Source organism: Bradyrhizobium sp. SZCCHNRI1009 (assembly GCF_032487575.1).
Lineage (GTDB): Bacteria > Pseudomonadota > Alphaproteobacteria > Rhizobiales > Xanthobacteraceae > Bradyrhizobium.
The window spans coordinates 265,535-280,016 of record NZ_JAUEUL010000007.1; the positions used below are offsets into that span (position 1 = coordinate 265,535).

Annotated in this window: 15 protein-coding genes; 8 read left to right on the forward strand and 7 right to left on the reverse strand. The window is 66.3% G+C overall.

Annotation, left to right across the window (positions count from 1 at the left end; translation table 11 throughout):
- Window positions 1-18: 18 nt before the first annotated feature.
- Window positions 19-1,590, forward strand: coding sequence for a flagellin (locus QX010_RS15775; RefSeq protein WP_316180414.1), 1,572 nt, complete (start codon window positions 19-21; stop codon window positions 1,588-1,590).
- 372 nt (window positions 1,591-1,962) lie between these two features.
- Window positions 1,963-2,328, forward strand: coding sequence for a flagellar biosynthesis regulator FlaF (gene flaF, locus QX010_RS15780; protein WP_315715999.1), 366 nt, complete (start codon window positions 1,963-1,965; stop codon window positions 2,326-2,328).
- A gap of 490 nt (window positions 2,329-2,818) precedes the next feature.
- On the opposite strand, the gene QX010_RS15785 is transcribed toward flaF, so the two are convergent.
- The 4 genes from QX010_RS15785 to QX010_RS15800 form a co-directional block, all read right to left on the reverse strand.
- A complete protein-coding gene (locus tag QX010_RS15785; protein ID WP_316180416.1) occupies window positions 2,819-3,205 on the reverse strand; it encodes a hypothetical protein in 387 nt (128 codons plus the stop codon).
- A gap of 217 nt (window positions 3,206-3,422) precedes the next feature.
- A complete protein-coding gene (locus QX010_RS15790; protein WP_316180418.1) occupies window positions 3,423-3,908 on the reverse strand; it encodes a hypothetical protein in 486 nt (161 codons plus the stop codon).
- A gap of 56 nt (window positions 3,909-3,964) precedes the next feature.
- Entirely contained in the window at window positions 3,965-4,351 is a 387-nt protein-coding gene (gene flgJ, locus QX010_RS15795; protein ID WP_316180420.1) for a flagellar assembly peptidoglycan hydrolase FlgJ, read from the reverse strand.
- Window positions 4,351-5,475 carry a flagellar basal body P-ring protein FlgI gene (locus QX010_RS15800; RefSeq protein WP_315738786.1) on the reverse strand — a complete coding sequence of 375 codons (1,125 nt, stop codon included), beginning with the start codon at window positions 5,473-5,475 and terminating at the stop codon, window positions 4,351-4,353. Before QX010_RS15800 ends, flgJ begins: the two co-directional genes overlap by 1 nt.
- 271 nt (window positions 5,476-5,746) lie before the next feature.
- On the opposite strand from QX010_RS15800, the gene QX010_RS15805 reads away from it, so the two are divergent.
- Window positions 5,747-6,160 (forward strand): flagellar assembly protein FliX, encoded by a 414-nt coding sequence (locus QX010_RS15805; protein ID WP_316180422.1) that lies wholly within the window; start codon window positions 5,747-5,749, stop codon window positions 6,158-6,160.
- Window positions 6,161-6,176: 16 nt separating this feature from the next.
- Here QX010_RS15805 and QX010_RS15810 read toward each other — a convergent pair whose 3' ends face one another.
- Window positions 6,177-6,551 (reverse strand): helix-turn-helix domain-containing protein, encoded by a 375-nt coding sequence (locus QX010_RS15810; RefSeq protein WP_316180424.1) that lies wholly within the window; start codon window positions 6,549-6,551, stop codon window positions 6,177-6,179.
- A 143-nt stretch (window positions 6,552-6,694) separates the two neighbouring features.
- On the opposite strand from QX010_RS15810, the gene QX010_RS15815 reads away from it, so the two are divergent.
- From QX010_RS15815 to QX010_RS15835, 5 genes are all read left to right on the forward strand, one after another.
- Window positions 6,695-7,306 (forward strand): NAD(P)-dependent oxidoreductase, encoded by a 612-nt coding sequence (locus tag QX010_RS15815; RefSeq protein ID WP_316180427.1) that lies wholly within the window; start codon window positions 6,695-6,697, stop codon window positions 7,304-7,306.
- Window positions 7,307-7,534: 228 nt separating this feature from the next.
- Complete coding sequence (gene dksA, locus QX010_RS15820; RefSeq protein ID WP_170323279.1) at window positions 7,535-7,900, forward strand: RNA polymerase-binding protein DksA; 366 nt, start codon at window positions 7,535-7,537, stop codon at window positions 7,898-7,900.
- 238 nt (window positions 7,901-8,138) lie between these two features.
- Window positions 8,139-10,196 (forward strand): sensor histidine kinase, encoded by a 2,058-nt coding sequence (locus tag QX010_RS15825; RefSeq protein ID WP_316180429.1) that lies wholly within the window; start codon window positions 8,139-8,141, stop codon window positions 10,194-10,196.
- Window positions 10,197-10,298: 102 nt separating this feature from the next.
- Complete coding sequence (locus QX010_RS15830) at window positions 10,299-11,336, forward strand: aldehyde reductase (protein WP_316180431.1); 1,038 nt, start codon at window positions 10,299-10,301, stop codon at window positions 11,334-11,336.
- A 142-nt stretch (window positions 11,337-11,478) separates the two neighbouring features.
- Window positions 11,479-12,270: a 2-keto-4-pentenoate hydratase gene (locus QX010_RS15835; protein ID WP_316180433.1), complete on the forward strand. Its 792-nt coding sequence runs from the start codon at window positions 11,479-11,481 to the stop codon at window positions 12,268-12,270.
- 358 nt (window positions 12,271-12,628) lie between these two features.
- On the opposite strand, the gene flgH is transcribed toward QX010_RS15835, so the two are convergent.
- Window positions 12,629-13,408: a flagellar basal body L-ring protein FlgH gene (flgH, locus tag QX010_RS15840; protein ID WP_315804298.1), complete on the reverse strand. Its 780-nt coding sequence runs from the start codon at window positions 13,406-13,408 to the stop codon at window positions 12,629-12,631.
- A gap of 5 nt (window positions 13,409-13,413) precedes the next feature.
- Window positions 13,414-14,478 carry a flagellar basal body P-ring formation chaperone FlgA gene (flgA, locus tag QX010_RS15845; RefSeq protein ID WP_316180435.1) on the reverse strand — a complete coding sequence of 355 codons (1,065 nt, stop codon included), beginning with the start codon at window positions 14,476-14,478 and terminating at the stop codon, window positions 13,414-13,416.
- Window positions 14,479-14,482 lie beyond the last annotated feature (4 nt).

Consider the following 14,482-nt stretch of genomic DNA (forward strand, 5'->3'; position numbering starts at 1 on the left):
TAGGAAGGTTTCACACACATGTCCGGTATCGTTCTCTCGGCTTCGGTTCGCCAAAACCTGCTGGCGCTGCAAAACACCGCATCGCTGCTGGCCACGACTCAAAACAACCTGGCCACCGGCAACAAGGTCAACACGGCGCTCGATAACCCCACCGAATTCTTCACCGCGCAATCGCTCAACAACCGCGCGAGCGACATTGCGAACCTGCTCGACAGCATCGGTAACGGTGTCCAGGTTCTCCAGGCTGCGAATACCGGTCTCACCTCGCTGCAGAAGCTGGTCGACAGCGCCAAGTCGATCGCAAGCCAGGTGCTCCAGGCTCCCACGGGCTACACGACAAAGTCGAGCGTGACCTCCGCGGTCATTCCGGGGGCGACGGCCAACAACCTGCTCGGCAGCTCCTCGAACAAGTTCGTGACCGGCTCTGTGGTCAACAACGACAACACCAGCACGGCGGTCGCGATCACCGGCTCCACCAGGCTGTCCGGCACCGCGAGCTCCACCTCGAACGACCTGGCGAGCAGCGTCACGACCGGCGACACGCTCGTGGTCAACGGCGTGGTGTTCACCTTCGTGGCCGGTTCGGTCTCGGCCGGCACCAATATCGGCGTCGGCGACACCGTCAGCAACCTTCTTGCAGCTATCGACTCCGTAACCGGTGCGACCGCGACGCCGTCCACGGTGAGCGGCGGCCAGATAACTCTCGCGACAGGCACGGCGCAGGATCTGACGGTGTCGGGCACGGCCCTGGCCAAGCTCGGATTGACGGCCGCGACCACGACGCGCAATCCGCCTGCATTGTCAGGACAGACACTGACCATAGCCTCGACAGGAGGCGGTGTCGCCACGAACATAACGTTCGGCACCGGCGCTTCGCAGATATCGACTCTGGCGCAGCTCAATACGGCGCTTGCGGCGAACAATCTGCAGGCAAGCCTCAGCACGAACGGCCAGCTCACGATCCTGACCACCAACGAATCGGCGTCCTCGACGATCGGCGCGGTGGCCGGCTCCTCCACGGCGGCAAGCCAGGCCTTCAACGGCGTGACCGCATCCACGCCGGTGGCCGACACCAACTCGCAGACCACACGTGCCGGATTGATCGCCCAGTACAACAACGTGCTGGCGCAGATCGACACCACGGCGCAGGACGCCTCCTTCAACGGCATCAACCTGCTCAACGGCGATACGCTCAAGCTGGTGTTCAACGAGACCGGACGGTCCACGCTGAACATCACCGGCGTGACCTTCAACAGCACCGGTCTCGGGCTGTCGGCGCTGGTCGTCGGAACCGACTTCCTCGACAGCAACTCGGCCAACAAGGTGCTGTCGACGTTGAACAGCGCATCGACGGCGATCCGCTCCGAGGCGTCGTCGCTCGGCTCGAACCTGTCGATCGTGCAGGTCCGTCAGGACTTCAACAAGAACCTGATCAACGTGCTGCAGACCGGCTCGTCGAACTTGACGTTGGCCGACACCAACGAAGAGGCGGCCAACAGCCAGGCGCTGTCGACCCGCCAGTCGATCGCGGTGTCCGCGCTCGCGCTGGCCAATCAGTCGCAGGCGAGCGTGCTGCAGCTCCTGCGCTGAGCGCGAACGAGCTGGAATAATATCTCATCGAAGCGGCGGGCCTTGCCCGCCGCTTCTGCGTTTGGCCATGCCGAGCGTGCCGGCACTGGTCTCCGTTCGATGTCGGGGAGCGGTAGTTGAGCTCTGCGAGAACGCCCGTTGTTCGTGTAGTTCGCGCCGCCGGGTTGGATGAACAACGTACGATCTTCGTCCGGACATTTTGAATCAGCGCGTTCGCAAGAAATTAAGAGGTGCACCAAACAAAGCGATTTGCGGTGCTCCGTGACGCGACGAAACAAATTCCGCTAACGGCCGCTAACCATATTTTAAAGGCACACAAAGTACAAAACCTGAGCAGTTTGGTCGTGTCCCTGCGTCAGTCCGGAGTAGTTGATGTCATATGCCGCTCAAGCCTATGCCCGCACGTCGCAGACGACGGCATCACCGCGGGAGATCGAAGCCCAGGCTCTGTTGAAGGCGGCACGGCAGCTGCAGGAAGTCCAGGCCAATTGGAATGGCCCCGATCGCAACATGTACAAGGCTCTGCTCTTCAATCGCCGCTTGTGGACGATCTTCATGAGCGCGATGGAGGCGGACGACAATCCGAATCCGCTCGACATCCGCCAGAACATCGCAAACATCGGCGTGTTCGTGATGAAGCAGACGATCGAGATGCAGATGGATCCGGATCCGGCGAAGCTCAAGTCGCTGATCGACATCAACTGCCACATCGCCGCGGGATTGTCCGGGCGGAGCTGACCACAGGGGGCAGGGGCGGGAGGCGCGCCATCGCGACCGATATCGCCAGCATCCCGTCTGCGTCCGACAAGTCGAACCTGTTCAATACGGCGCGAAGCAACAGCAGATACGTGGCCGTCGATCCGAGCTCCATCAGGGCGGCTGGCGCGGAAGATATGCCAACGGGACGTCGTTCACGGTCTCGATCGCCAACGTCGAGGGCTTTCACGCCTAGGTTCGCTACCAGCGCGACGGCGTGAACAAGTATCAGGACATGCTGATCAAGCACAATGCGTTCAGGATCGGCGATACGAAGTTCACGCTGGCCGGCAACGGCAAGGCCTAGATCGAGAACGTGGTCACCGACGCCGCCTCGGGCCAGACCTATCTCGACACCGCCTACGCGATACGGAGCAGTTGATCCGCCAGAGCTGCGCCGCTCGATACGGCAACGCCGCCCGGTGGGGCGGCGTGCAGGCGGCGGAATGAAGCGGCTCGATCCCGCGGGGGCTCAGGCTGTGCGATCGGTCGCCACGACGCGCGGCACGTCCGCCTTCTGCAGATCCTTCTGCAGATCGAGCGTGTTGAAGTAGGCCCGGCGGCGCAGCACGGCCTCATCTGGATATTGGGTCACGACCTGGTCGGTCTTGCGGTTGACCACCTGGAACACCAGAGCGGCAGCGGCGCGATCGTAATAGGCCTGGCGCGACACCGAAAGATCGTTCGCGATGTTGACCGGGATGTCGTTGCGCACGGGGGCGCCGGGCTCGGCCGCGGTCACGGTCTGGCTGGGAGGAAGGTCCGTTGGAACAGCGCTCACCACCGCCTGGCTCGACGGTGGAATTATCGGAACGGACGCTGGCGTCCCTACCGGTCTTACGCTGAAATCGGAACTCATGGCAGCCTCCTCATGGCCATCGAGTCAATTCCCAACCCATCCCGCTTGCAACTATGCCGATGACCAATCAACGTTATGTTAGGAAATAGGATGAACGGCGCGTTGTGATTCGCCCGGGCCTTTTAAGCTTATCCGAGCGTTAAGCGGCGATGGCCGCGCGGCCCGTGAGGCGGCGCGGCGCGGCGCTGCGATGCAGATGGGGGTCTGGCGGTGAGGCTCAGAGCGTCCGGCTGACGGCGAGCGGGGTGAGGTGCCGCGCCCCCGGGGCGGCGCGGCGGCCGCCGGCGGTATAGGTGCTGGGGATGTTCTTGCGCTGAACCTCGGCATTGACGCCGCGCACGATCTTTTCCGAGATCGCGTGCGCAGTGGCCAGCACGGTCAGGTTCACCTGCAGCATGGCGCGGAAGGTGTCGTGGTGACGGTGCAGGGTGGCGAGCAGCTCCGGCGCGGTCTGCTTCATGAAATTCTGGCTCGCCTTCAGACGACCGACGGCCGTGACGTAGTGACGGGACAGCTCGGTCTTCCTCGGGCCGAACGCCATGCCTTCGCGCAGCTTGCCGGCGCGGACCAGCTCGGTCTCCTGCTCGATGACGGCGATCAGCTCGCTCATGACGCTCACCATCTCGTCGGCGAGCGCGCGTGCCTCGGCGGCGCTGGTGGCGGCGGTGTAGGTCGTCTTCTTCGCCTGGCCCTGTGCGGTCATTTCATAACTCCCTTCGGCGCGAGCGTTTGCCGCCCACGCGCTTGTCACGCGAACATCTACGCTTTGCCGTTGGCGCCGGAGCTGCTGCCGGCCTGTTGCAGGATGAGAGTGCGGAAGACGTCGTTTGAGATGCCGACGCCGCCGGCCTTGGCGAAGTTCTTGGAATATTGCTCCGTCAGCATCGAGCGCCAGACGCCCGTGCCCGGCGTGTCGCCGAACGGACCTTCGCCCTTCACGCCGCTGGTCATCTGCGAGAACATGCTGTTGAGGAACATCGCTTCGAAGTCGGTCGCCGTCGCCTTGGCCCTGGCCTGCGCCTTGGGCGAGACCTTGGTCAGCGCCTCGGCGAGATCGAGATCGGTGCGCGGCGCGGTGACCGCCGCCGCCGTCGGCATGCTGAGGGCGACGCGGCCATGATAGGAGTCGATGAAGGACGTCGCCATCACATCACCTCGATGTCGGCTTCGATCGCGCCGGCCGCCTTGATGGCCTGGAGGATGCTGATCAGGTCGCGGGGACCGATGCCCAGGCCGTTGAGGCCGTCGACCAGCTGCTGCAAGGACACGCCGTCCTTGACGACCGCGAACTTCTTGCCTTCCTCGGTGACGCCGACGCTGGTGCGCGGCGTGACCACGGTGCGGCCGCGGGACAGCGGGTTGGGCTGGCTGACCTGCGGACTTTCGGAGATCGTGACGGTGAGGTTGCCCTGCGCCACCGCGACGGTCGCCACGCGCACGTCGCGGCCCATCACGATGATGCCGGAGCGCTCGTCGATGACGATCTTGGCGGCAAGGTCAGGATCGACCTGCAACTGCTCGATCTCGGTCAGGAAGGCGACGACGTTGCCCTTGAACTCCGCCGGGACGCTCAGTTGCACCGTCGACGGGTCGATCGGCTCGGCGGTCTTGACGCCGAGGAAATCGTTGATCGCGGCGGCGATGCGCTTGGCGGTGGTGAAGTCGGCGTTGCGCAGGGCAAGCCGTACGTTCGGCAGCCGGTTCAGCGCAAACTCGATCTCACGCTCGATGATGGCGCCGTTGGCGATGCGGCCGACGGTCGGCACGCCGCGCACGATCTTGGCGGCCTCGCCCTCGGCCTGGAAGCCGGAGATCGCGAGCGAGCCCTGCGCCACCGCATAGACGTTGCCGTCGGCGCCGAGCAGCGGGGTGACGAGCAGGGTGCCGCCCTGCAGGTTCTTGGCGTCGCCGAGCGCGGAGACCGTCACGTCCATGCGCGTGCCTTGCGTGGCGAATGGCGGCAGGTTTCCGGTGACCATGACTGCGGCGACGTTGCCGGTGCGGATGGTGGCGCCGCGGATGTTGACACCCATGCGCTCGAGCATCGCCTGCAGCGACTGCTTGGTGAACGGGATGTTGTTCAGCGTATCGCCGGTGCCGTTGAGGCCGACCACGAGGCCGTAGCCGATCAGCTGGTTCTGGCGCACGCCTTCGATATTGGCGAGATCCTTGATCCGCGAGGTCGCATTCGCAGACATGACGGTAGATGCCAGCGCCAGCACGGCGGCGCAGGCGACCTGAAACAGGCGCGTAGTTCGGACGCGTCGCATCCTATGCTCCCCTCGAACTCTTCAAGTGATCACTCGGCCACTCCCATGACCGCATGATCGACGTTCAACTATGCGAGCGCCGTGCCAGGGCGATGCTCCGGGCTAACTCCTTGAAAGAGTGTGAAATCAATCGCGAGCCTTGTTGCGATCCCGGGGCGCGCCGGGGGAACGAAGCTGCCGCCCCGGCAGAATTTGCCGGGCCGTTTACGCACCGTTAACCACGACGGAGCCAATCTCCCCGTCGAGAGGCGGAAGCTTGCGGGAGCCATCGATGCGCATCTACGGACCGAAAGGCACGACGCTGGGCTCGTCGACGAGCGCGACGCGGAAGACCTCGTCCGGCGGCTTCAGGCTGCCTGATGCCGGCACCACGCAGGACACGCGCGCGACGCTCGCGCCGAAGCAGACTGCGAACATCGATGCGCTGCTGGCGCTGCAGGGCATCGAGGAGGAGCCGGCGGAGCGCCGCAAGCGCTCGGTCCAGCGCGGCAAGCGCGCGCTCGACGTGCTCGATGATCTCAAGCTGTCGCTGCTGTCCGGCAGGCTCGACACCGCGATGGCGCTGCGGCTGCGCGATGCCGCGGCCGACCTGAAGCAGACCTCGGGCGACCCGGGACTGGATGCGATCCTCTCCGAGATCGAGTTGCGCGTCGAGGTCGAGCTCGCCAAGGCCGGGCGGGGCTGAGACGGATCGCGCGCGTTCAGGCCGCCTTCGACGGCTGCTGCGCGTCGTAGCGGCGCTGCGCCGCGGTGACCTCCTTGAGATGGCGCTCGGCCCAGTCGCGCAGCGGATCGACCGCGGCGGCGAGCGTCAGCCCGAGCGGCGTGATCGAATATTCGACCGTCACCGGAACGGTCGCGGCCGCGCGCCGCCGCACCAGGCCGTCGCGCTCCAGGCTCTTCAGAACCTGGGAGAGCATCTTCTGCGAAATGCCTTCGATCGTCCGCCGCAACTGATTGAAACGCAACGGTTCGTTGCGCAGCAGGATCAGGATCAGCACGGCCCATTTGTCGCCGACGCGATCCAGGATCTGGCGGGTCGGGCAGTCGGCGGCGTAGACGTTCGCGGCTCTCATCGGTTACTCCGGCGTGACCAGGTGATCTTAAAGTGCGCTCTTAACACCAGCATTCGTTCGGCTATCTAGTCACTATCGGATACCGAGGTGGCTGCGTCCAGTCTCGGATCCGACCTCGTGATCTCGAACATAGGAGCTGCCCCATGAAGATCGCCGTCGCCGGCGCGTCCGGCCGTGCCGGATCCCGTATCACCGCCGAGCTGGCCAACCGCGGCCACCAGGTCACCGGCATCGCCCGCAACCCGGACAAGATCGAGAAGCGCGCCAACGTCACGGCGGTGCAGGGCGATGCCAACGACCGCGCCGCGCTGGCGAAACTCTGGGCCGGCCATGATGTCGCGATCAGCGCGATCCATTTCCTGGTCAGCGATGTCGAGACCCTGATCGGAGCCGCCAAGGACTCCGGCGTATCGCGTTACCTCGTGGTCGGTGGTGCCGGCTCGCTCGAGGTCGCGCCGGGTGTGCGGCTGGTGACGACGCCCGGCTTTCCGGCCGCCTACAAGGCCGAAGCGGAGAAGGGCGCCGCGTTCCTCGACCGTCTGCGCCAGGAGAGGGAGCTCGACTGGACCTTCCTGTCGCCCTCGGCAATGATCGATTTCGGCGCCCGGACCGGCAAGTTCCGGCTCGGAACGGACCAGCTGCTGGTCGATGCCGACGGCAAGAGTTTCGTCACCTTCGAGGACTTCGCGGTCGCGATGGCCGACGAAATCGAGCGTCCGGCGCACCGGCGGGCCCGTTTCACGGTCGGTTACTGAGGCCATCCACGGCGTCCCGCCGGCCGGGGTCGAATTTGCCTGTGCAACGGCCCGAACGGCGGGGCGCCCGTGCCGATGGAAATATTGTCTGTCACATGAGGCCGCTATATAACGCGGCCGCGAACGGGCGTATTCCGTCCGCCGGTGCCGAAACCGGCGCCAGCACGTACAGATGGGCTGACCTTGGAAAAGTTGAAGAACTACAAACCTTCCGAAAAAGAGCCTTTCATGAACGAACGCCAGCGCGACTATTTCCGCGCCAAGCTGCTGGCATGGAAGGAGGAGATCCTGCGCGAATCGAAGCTCACCCTGCAGGCTCTGCAGGAGGAGAACGTGAACCATCCGGACCTCGCCGACCGCGCGTCGTCGGAGACCGACCGGGCGATCGAGCTTCGCGCCCGTGACCGCCAGCGCAAGCTGATCTCCAAGATCGACGCGGCGCTCCAGCGTATCGAGGACAACACCTACGGCTATTGCGAGGAGACCGGCGAGCCGATTTCGCTGAAGCGGCTCGAGGCCCGTCCCATCGCGACGCTGTCGGTGGAGGCGCAGGAACGCCACGAGAAGCGTGAAAAGGTCTATCGCGACGAGTAGATCGCGACGCTGACCTGAACGAGCAGGGATTGCGGCCGCTTGCCGGGTGCGGCCGCAGTGTTGACGGCCGAGACGTGTTCGTGCGGTCCGCACAGGCTGTGCGGGAGCGAACGCAAGCGCCTTTGTTCTCCAAACATCCGGAACTTTTCGGCGTCTGCTGAATTATCTGCGGTTCCATCTCGGAACGCCGCGGGGAATCATGGGCGAGCCGAATATAGCCAGAGGCGCGCTGGCAACGATGCAGCGTTCCTACGGCGCCCTGAGCATCAAGGGACGCCTCCTTCTGCTGGCCGGCATTCTGTTCCTGCCCTGCGTCGGGCTGATCGCCTATGTCATCGTGTCGATGGCGCAATCTGCCGACGCCTCGATCCGGCGCGGCCTGTCCTATGCCGCGCAAACGATCTCCGGTGCCGTCGACGCCGAACTGCGGCGCTACATCGCGCTCGCGGAGGTGCTGGCGAAGTCGCCTGATCTCAGCGCTGCCGATCTCAGCAGCTTCGAGGCAGAGGCGCGCCGTGTCGGTGCGGTCAGCGGCGAAGGCTGGATCATCGTGTCCGACGCCAGCGGCCGGCTGCTGCTCAACACCATCGCAACGCCGGGCAAGCCGCTCGGCGAGCGCACTCCCGAGGGCCGGCGCTCGCAGGAGCGGGCGTTTCAGTCGGGGCGGCCGTCGATCTCGGACATCTTTACCGGCCCCAACTCCGGCGCGTGGGTGGCGACCGTCGATGTCCCCGTCTTCAAGGACGGTAAGCCGTTCCGCTGCCTTTCGATTGCCATGCCGGCCGCGAGCTACACCCGGCTGCTGGCCCAGCAGCAGCTGCCGGCCGACTGGCTGGTCGGCATCATGGACGGCCAGGGCCGCTACGTTTCGCGCATCCCGAAGAACGCGACCACGACCGGGCAGCCGGCGTCGGCCGGCTGGCGGGCGACGGCCAAGACCGAGGGGATTGCGGAGTTTCCGTCGATCGAGGGCGATCGGGTCATCAACGCCAATGCGCGTCCCCAACTGAGCGACTGGACGGTCGGGGTCGGCATCAAGCAGGCGGCCTTCGCCCAGGCGATCTCCTCGACGGTCCAGACCGCGACCATCGTGGCGACGACGATCTGTGCCTTGGCGCTGCTGCTGGCGGCCGGCATCGGCCGAAGCATCGCCCGGCCGCTCGAAAGCATCGCCGTCAAGAGCGCCATCCCCGGCGAGGCCGCGCCCGCCGATCCCCCGGAGGTCCGGGCGCTCAACGCCCGACTGGCTGCGGCCGAAAGGGCGCAGGCGGAGAGTGCACGCGTCATCCAGGAGAATTTCGGGATGCTCGCCCAGGCCAGGGACGATGCGTCGCGCACGGCCGGGCAGCTCAAGCTCGCCGCGAAATACGGACGGCTTGGCACCTTTACCTGGGACGGCAGATCCGGCGCCAGCCACTGGTCCGATGAGATCGAAGAGCTCTATGGGCTTGCGCCGGGCACGTTCCCCGGGATCTATGACGCCTGGCTGGCGCTGGTGCATCCCGAGGACCAGGCGCGTGCCGACCGGGACAACAAGCAGGCGCTGATCACCGGGGAGCTCGATTCGGAATGGCGGGTGCCGCTGCCCGACGGCTCGATCCGGTGGATCGAGGCGCGCGCCCGCATGCTGGGCGGCGAGGGCGGCGGCGATCCGTACATGATCGGCGTGAACATCGACGTCACGGCCGCGAAGGAAGCCGACCGCAAGCGCGAGCTGCTGGTGCATGAGCTCGCCCATCGCGTCAAGAACAGCCTCGCCGTGGTGCAGTCGCTGGCGCATCAGCTGCTGCCGCGCCACGACGCCAAGGTCCGCGATTTCACCTCGCGCCTGCATGCGCTGGCGACGGTGCACACCAGCCTCGCCGAGAACGACTGGCAGGGCGCCGATCTCGCCGCGCTCATCAGGAGCCAGGTCGCGCCGTTCGCCGGCACACCGGATCAGCTCGCGACCAGCGGCCCCGCCGTCCTGGTCCCGGTCGAGCTGACGACGCAGCTGGCGCTCGTCATCCACGAGATGGCCTGCAACGCCAGCAAATACGGCGCGCTTACCACGCCCAACGGTCACGTCGATGTCAGCTGGTCGCTGGCGCAGGACGCGCTGCATGTCCGTTGGCAGGAGAGCGGCGGCCCGCCGGCAACAGAGCCGCCGGTGGTCGGCTTCGGCAGCCGGCTGCTGACCCGCACCGTCAGGCATCTGCAGCGGACGTTTGCCGAGAGCGGGCTGACCTGCCAGTTCGAGCTGCCCTGGCTCAAAACGCCTGGCGAGAGTTCGGTGGCCGCAACGGAGGCGAGCTGAGCGCCGGCGCGCGCAGAGCGCTGCGCGGCCGGTCCCGACATGGCCTCGCCATCGCGCTGTGCCATTCCAGCGCGGGGATTCCTGCGCGGAGAAGGCAATTCGATGAGCGAGGTTCTGGTTACCGGCGGCTCCGGCTTCATCGGGGCGCATGCGGTCCTGCAGCTGCTGGCCGCGGGTCACCGTGTCCGCGCGACCTTGCGCGATCTCGATCGACGAAACGAGGTGTTGGCCATGCTCCGGCGCGGCGGTGCGATCGACACCGGGCCGCTGTCGTTTCATGCCGCCGATCTCACCAGAGATGAGGGCTGGCTGGCCGCGGTGGACGGATGCGATTATGTCCTGCACATCGCCTCGCCGCTGCCGGCCTCCGTGCCGAAGGATGAGAACGCGCTGATCGTGCCGGCCCGCGATGGTACCTTGCGGGTGCTGCGGGCGGCGCGCGATGCCGGTGTGAGGCGCGTGGTGGTCACCTCGTCCTTTGCCGCGATCGGCTACGGCCATGGGGCACGCCGCCGGCCGTTCGACGAGACCGACTGGAGCCATCTCGACGGCCCCGGTGTGCAGCCCTATCCGAAGTCCAAGACCCTGGCCGAACGTGCCGCCTGGGACTTCATCGCCACTGATGGCGGCGCGCTGGAGCTCGCGACCGTCAACCCCGTCGCCGTGCTCGGCCCGGTGCTGGGGCCGGACTTCTCGACCTCGATCACCATGGTCCAGGCGTTGCTGTCCGGGCAGGCTCCGGCCGTGCCGCGGATCAACTTCGGCTTGGTCGACGTGCGTGACGTCGCCGACCTGCATTTGCGTGCGATGACGACACAGGCTGCCAAAGGCGAGCGCTTCCTGGCGATGGCGGGCCGGAGCGTCTCGCTGCTGGAAATCGCGCAGGTCCTGCGCGCGCGGATGGGCGCAGCCGGACGGCGGGCGCCTCGGCGGGAGTTGCCTGATTGGCTGGCGCGCCTGCTCGGTCTGGCCGTGCCGCAGCTGCGCGCTGTACGGCCGTTGCTTGGGCGCTATTGCGAGGCGAGCGCCGACAAGGCGCGGCGTCTGCTCGGCTGGAGTCCACGCTCCAACGAGGACGCGATCGTCGCCACTGCGGAAAGTCTGCTCGAACTCGGTATCGTGAAGCGTGAAATCGGTTGAACGAGCCGCTTGCGCCGCGGCCGCGCCGTCTCAAATTGTTGGTGAAGCTGAGATGGGAGTCCAAAACTCGTTTATAAACAATCCGTTCACCATAGATCCTGCGATGCCGGTTCGGGCCGCGGGCCAGGGGAGTTGAAGGGCCATGGGAGCAGACGAGATCCTTGCCGCTGCGCGACTGATCGTAGATGCCCGCAAGCAGCGGGCGCCCCTGGGGGCTCTGCCGCCTCAGCTTCAGCCGAAGGATGAAGCGGCCGGCTATGAGATCCAGCGCGAAGTCCATTGGCTGCTCGCCGAGCAGGCCGGTGACTTCGCCGGCTACAAGATCGGCTGCACCAGCAAGGTGATGCAGGACTATCTTGGCATTCCGCATCCCTGTTCCGGCGGAGTGTTCGCGTCCGGTATTCACCAGACAGGTGTCGAATTGCGGACGGCCGACTTCGTTCGCGTGGGCGTCGAATGCGAGATCGCCGTGCGGCTCAAGCAGGACCTGCTGCCGCTGGACGCGCCGTTCACCATGGATCGTGTCGTCGAGGCGATCGGCGATTGTCATGCGGCGATCGAGATCGTCGACGACCGTTATGTGCAATGGCAGACGCTGGGAGCGCCGACGCTGGTCGCCGACGATTTCTTTGCTGCCGGCTGTGTCCTCGGCCCGGCGCTCCCACGCGCTGCCGTGGCGGACCTGGCCGCTGTGCAGGGCCGTGCCATCGTCAACGGCACCCTGGTCGGCGAGGGCACAGGCGCGGATGTGCTGGGACATCCGGTCCATGCGCTGGCCTGGCTTGCCAATCATCTCGCCGCGGGTGGTGACGGGCTCGAGGCCGGGCAGCTCGTCCTGACCGGCAGCCTGGTCAAGACGATCTGGCTGGGCGCGGGCGACCGGGTACGGATGGAGCTGGACGGCCTCGGCGTGGTCGAGGCCGCGTTCGTGTGAGCCGAGGTGGCGCTGGAACGCTTTGAGCTGGCGTCCATCAGCTCGGGTGTGACAACTAAAACGAACACGGCCTCCGGCAGGGGAGCTACCGGAGGCCGCGTATACATCACCCGCCGCGCCTAGGTTCGCATTGGGCAATGTGGGAGCTCGTTTTCAGAGAAGGGCGGCGGCTGCGGGGTCATGCGCCATGACCCATATCGCGCTCGGCCAATCCCTTGTCCGACCCTCCCGCCTGGGGAGGGATTTCGGTCGTGTGTCCTGGTCCTCGTTTCGATTCGCGCCTTGCGAGGTCATCGCATGGGCGGCTTCCAGTGCGACCGGGCGGCGCTCCGCCCGGTCCTTGATGCTGAGGTTTGCCTCAGAACGGCAGCAGGATGTCCATCACCTGCTGGCCGTAGCGCGGCTGCTGGATGTCGGTGATCTGGCCGCGGCCGCCGTAGGAGATGCGAGCCTGGGCGATCTTGGTGGAGTCGATGGTGTTGTCGCTCTGGATGTCCTCGGGGCGGACGATGCCGGCCACGATCAGCTCGCGGATCTCGTAGTTGACCCGGATCTCCTGCTTGCCTTCGACGACGAGGTTGCCGTTTGGCAGCACCTGGGTCACGACCGCGGCGACGCTGGTGGTCAGGGACTCCGACCGCTGGATGGTGCCCTTGCCGTCGGAGGACGAGGTGCCGTCGGCGGTCAGGATGCGGCCGGGCAGCACCTTCTGCGCCTGCACGCCGAGCGTCTTCGCGCCGATGAAGTCGGTGATGCCCGAATCCTCCTTGTTGGTGCGGCTGCGCTGGGTTTCGTTGGCGAAATTGGCCTTGTCGGAGATGCTGACCGTGACGGTCAGGAGGTCGCCGACCTGACGGGCGCGCTGGTCCTTGAAGAAGGCGCGCGAGCCGTTACGCCACAGCGAGTTCGGCGCGTAGGACACGGTCTCGGGTTTCGGCATCGGCATCTGTACCGGCTTGTAGCCCGGCTGCGTGGTCGGATTGTCGATCTCCGTCAGCTTCGGCCGCTCGCCGATCTGGCTGAGACGGTCGATCGAGGAGCATCCGCCGGCGATCGACAGCACCGCGAAGGAGACCGAGATCAGCGCGACCCGGCGCAGGCTCGATGCGCCCCGATCATCAAACTTGAACTTCGACATGAAACTTACTCGGCTTTCGGGGTGGCGGAGGTGGGAAGGCGGCTGGCGACGGCCACGGGCGCGGCGATGTCCGCTTCGGAGGTCTGCGCCGGCTTGGCGACGGCGATGTCGACGGAGACCTGGCCGCGACCCGAGACGCGGCCGGTCACGGTGCGCTTGGACTGCAGATTGAGCACGCTGACGACATCGCCTTCGGTGCCCGACTCCAGCGCCTTGCCGCGCGTGGTGAGATAGATGCCGGCGGTCTGAAAGATCAGCGTGACCGCCTGGTCGCGCTGCACGAGGTCGGGCTTGGCGAGGTCGGTGGTCTTGAGCGCCTGGCCCGCGCGCGCCGGGCGGCGCATCTGCATGCCCACCGCGAGCTCGCGCGAGGCGGGTTCGCCGCCGCCGAGCTCGGCACGCGGCCGTCGCTCGGTCTGCAGGTCGCCGGAGCGGATCATCTCGTTGCGATCGATGTTGCGGGTCAGCACCACGGCCTCGACGGTCTCGATCGCCGTGCCGGTGTAGCGCAGCTTGGTCGTACCAGCGCCATTGGCCTGGCCGAGCTCCAAGGTGATGTCGAAGCGGCCGCTGCGTGGGTCGAACCGGACGCTGGTCGGCGCCAGCGTGCCCGACATCGACGCCTCGAATTTGAGGTCCTGCACCGGCTGGTCGAAGCTGATGCTGAGGTTGGCGGCATCGCCAAGGCCGTTGCGGTGATCGAGCGCCTGGGCCACCGCCGCGCCGATCTCCTTGGCATCGACGGCGCGCGCCAGCCGCGTGACCGCGACCTCCTTGATGTCGCGGACCTCGACGCCGATCACCTGGTGGGTGCGCAGGGTCGCGATCACCTGCGCGGCCGGCAGCACGCCGGTGGTGCCGAGGTCGGGCGCGCGGTAGACGGCGATGTTGGCCGCGACGCCCGCATTGTCGATCAGGTCGCCGACGCGAACGATGTCGCCGGTGACGTTCACGGTGGAGCGCAGCACGGGCGCCTTGATCTGGTCGTCGGCCTCGCCGGCCAGCGCCGAGAGCGCAGTCGAGGCGAGCAGGGCAGCCGCAAGAAGGAAGGGACGGACGGTACGGGTCATGACG

Coding starts and splice junctions, on each gene's coding strand:
- QX010_RS15810 (WP_316180424.1), bottom strand. CDS start 6,551: ATGAGAGCCGCGAACGTCTACGCCGCCGACTGCCCGACCCGCCAGATC.
- QX010_RS15825 (WP_316180429.1), top strand. CDS start 8,139: ATGCAGCGTTCCTACGGCGCCCTGAGCATCAAGGGACGCCTCCTTCTG.
- QX010_RS15830 (WP_316180431.1), top strand. CDS start 10,299: ATGAGCGAGGTTCTGGTTACCGGCGGCTCCGGCTTCATCGGGGCGCAT.
- QX010_RS15815 (WP_316180427.1), top strand. CDS start 6,695: ATGAAGATCGCCGTCGCCGGCGCGTCCGGCCGTGCCGGATCCCGTATC.
- QX010_RS15775 (WP_316180414.1), top strand. CDS start 19: ATGTCCGGTATCGTTCTCTCGGCTTCGGTTCGCCAAAACCTGCTGGCG.
- flgJ (WP_316180420.1), bottom strand. CDS start 4,351: ATGGCGACGTCCTTCATCGACTCCTATCATGGCCGCGTCGCCCTCAGC.
- QX010_RS15800 (WP_315738786.1), bottom strand. CDS start 5,475: ATGCGACGCGTCCGAACTACGCGCCTGTTTCAGGTCGCCTGCGCCGCC.
- flaF (WP_315715999.1), top strand. CDS start 1,963: ATGTCATATGCCGCTCAAGCCTATGCCCGCACGTCGCAGACGACGGCA.
- QX010_RS15835 (WP_316180433.1), top strand. CDS start 11,479: ATGGGAGCAGACGAGATCCTTGCCGCTGCGCGACTGATCGTAGATGCC.
- QX010_RS15785 (WP_316180416.1), bottom strand. CDS start 3,205: ATGAGTTCCGATTTCAGCGTAAGACCGGTAGGGACGCCAGCGTCCGTT.
- flgA (WP_316180435.1), bottom strand. CDS start 14,478: ATGACCCGTACCGTCCGTCCCTTCCTTCTTGCGGCTGCCCTGCTCGCC.
- QX010_RS15790 (WP_316180418.1), bottom strand. CDS start 3,908: ATGACCGCACAGGGCCAGGCGAAGAAGACGACCTACACCGCCGCCACC.
- flgH (WP_315804298.1), bottom strand. CDS start 13,408: ATGTCGAAGTTCAAGTTTGATGATCGGGGCGCATCGAGCCTGCGCCGG.
- dksA (WP_170323279.1), top strand. CDS start 7,535: ATGAACGAACGCCAGCGCGACTATTTCCGCGCCAAGCTGCTGGCATGG.
- QX010_RS15805 (WP_316180422.1), top strand. CDS start 5,747: ATGCGCATCTACGGACCGAAAGGCACGACGCTGGGCTCGTCGACGAGC.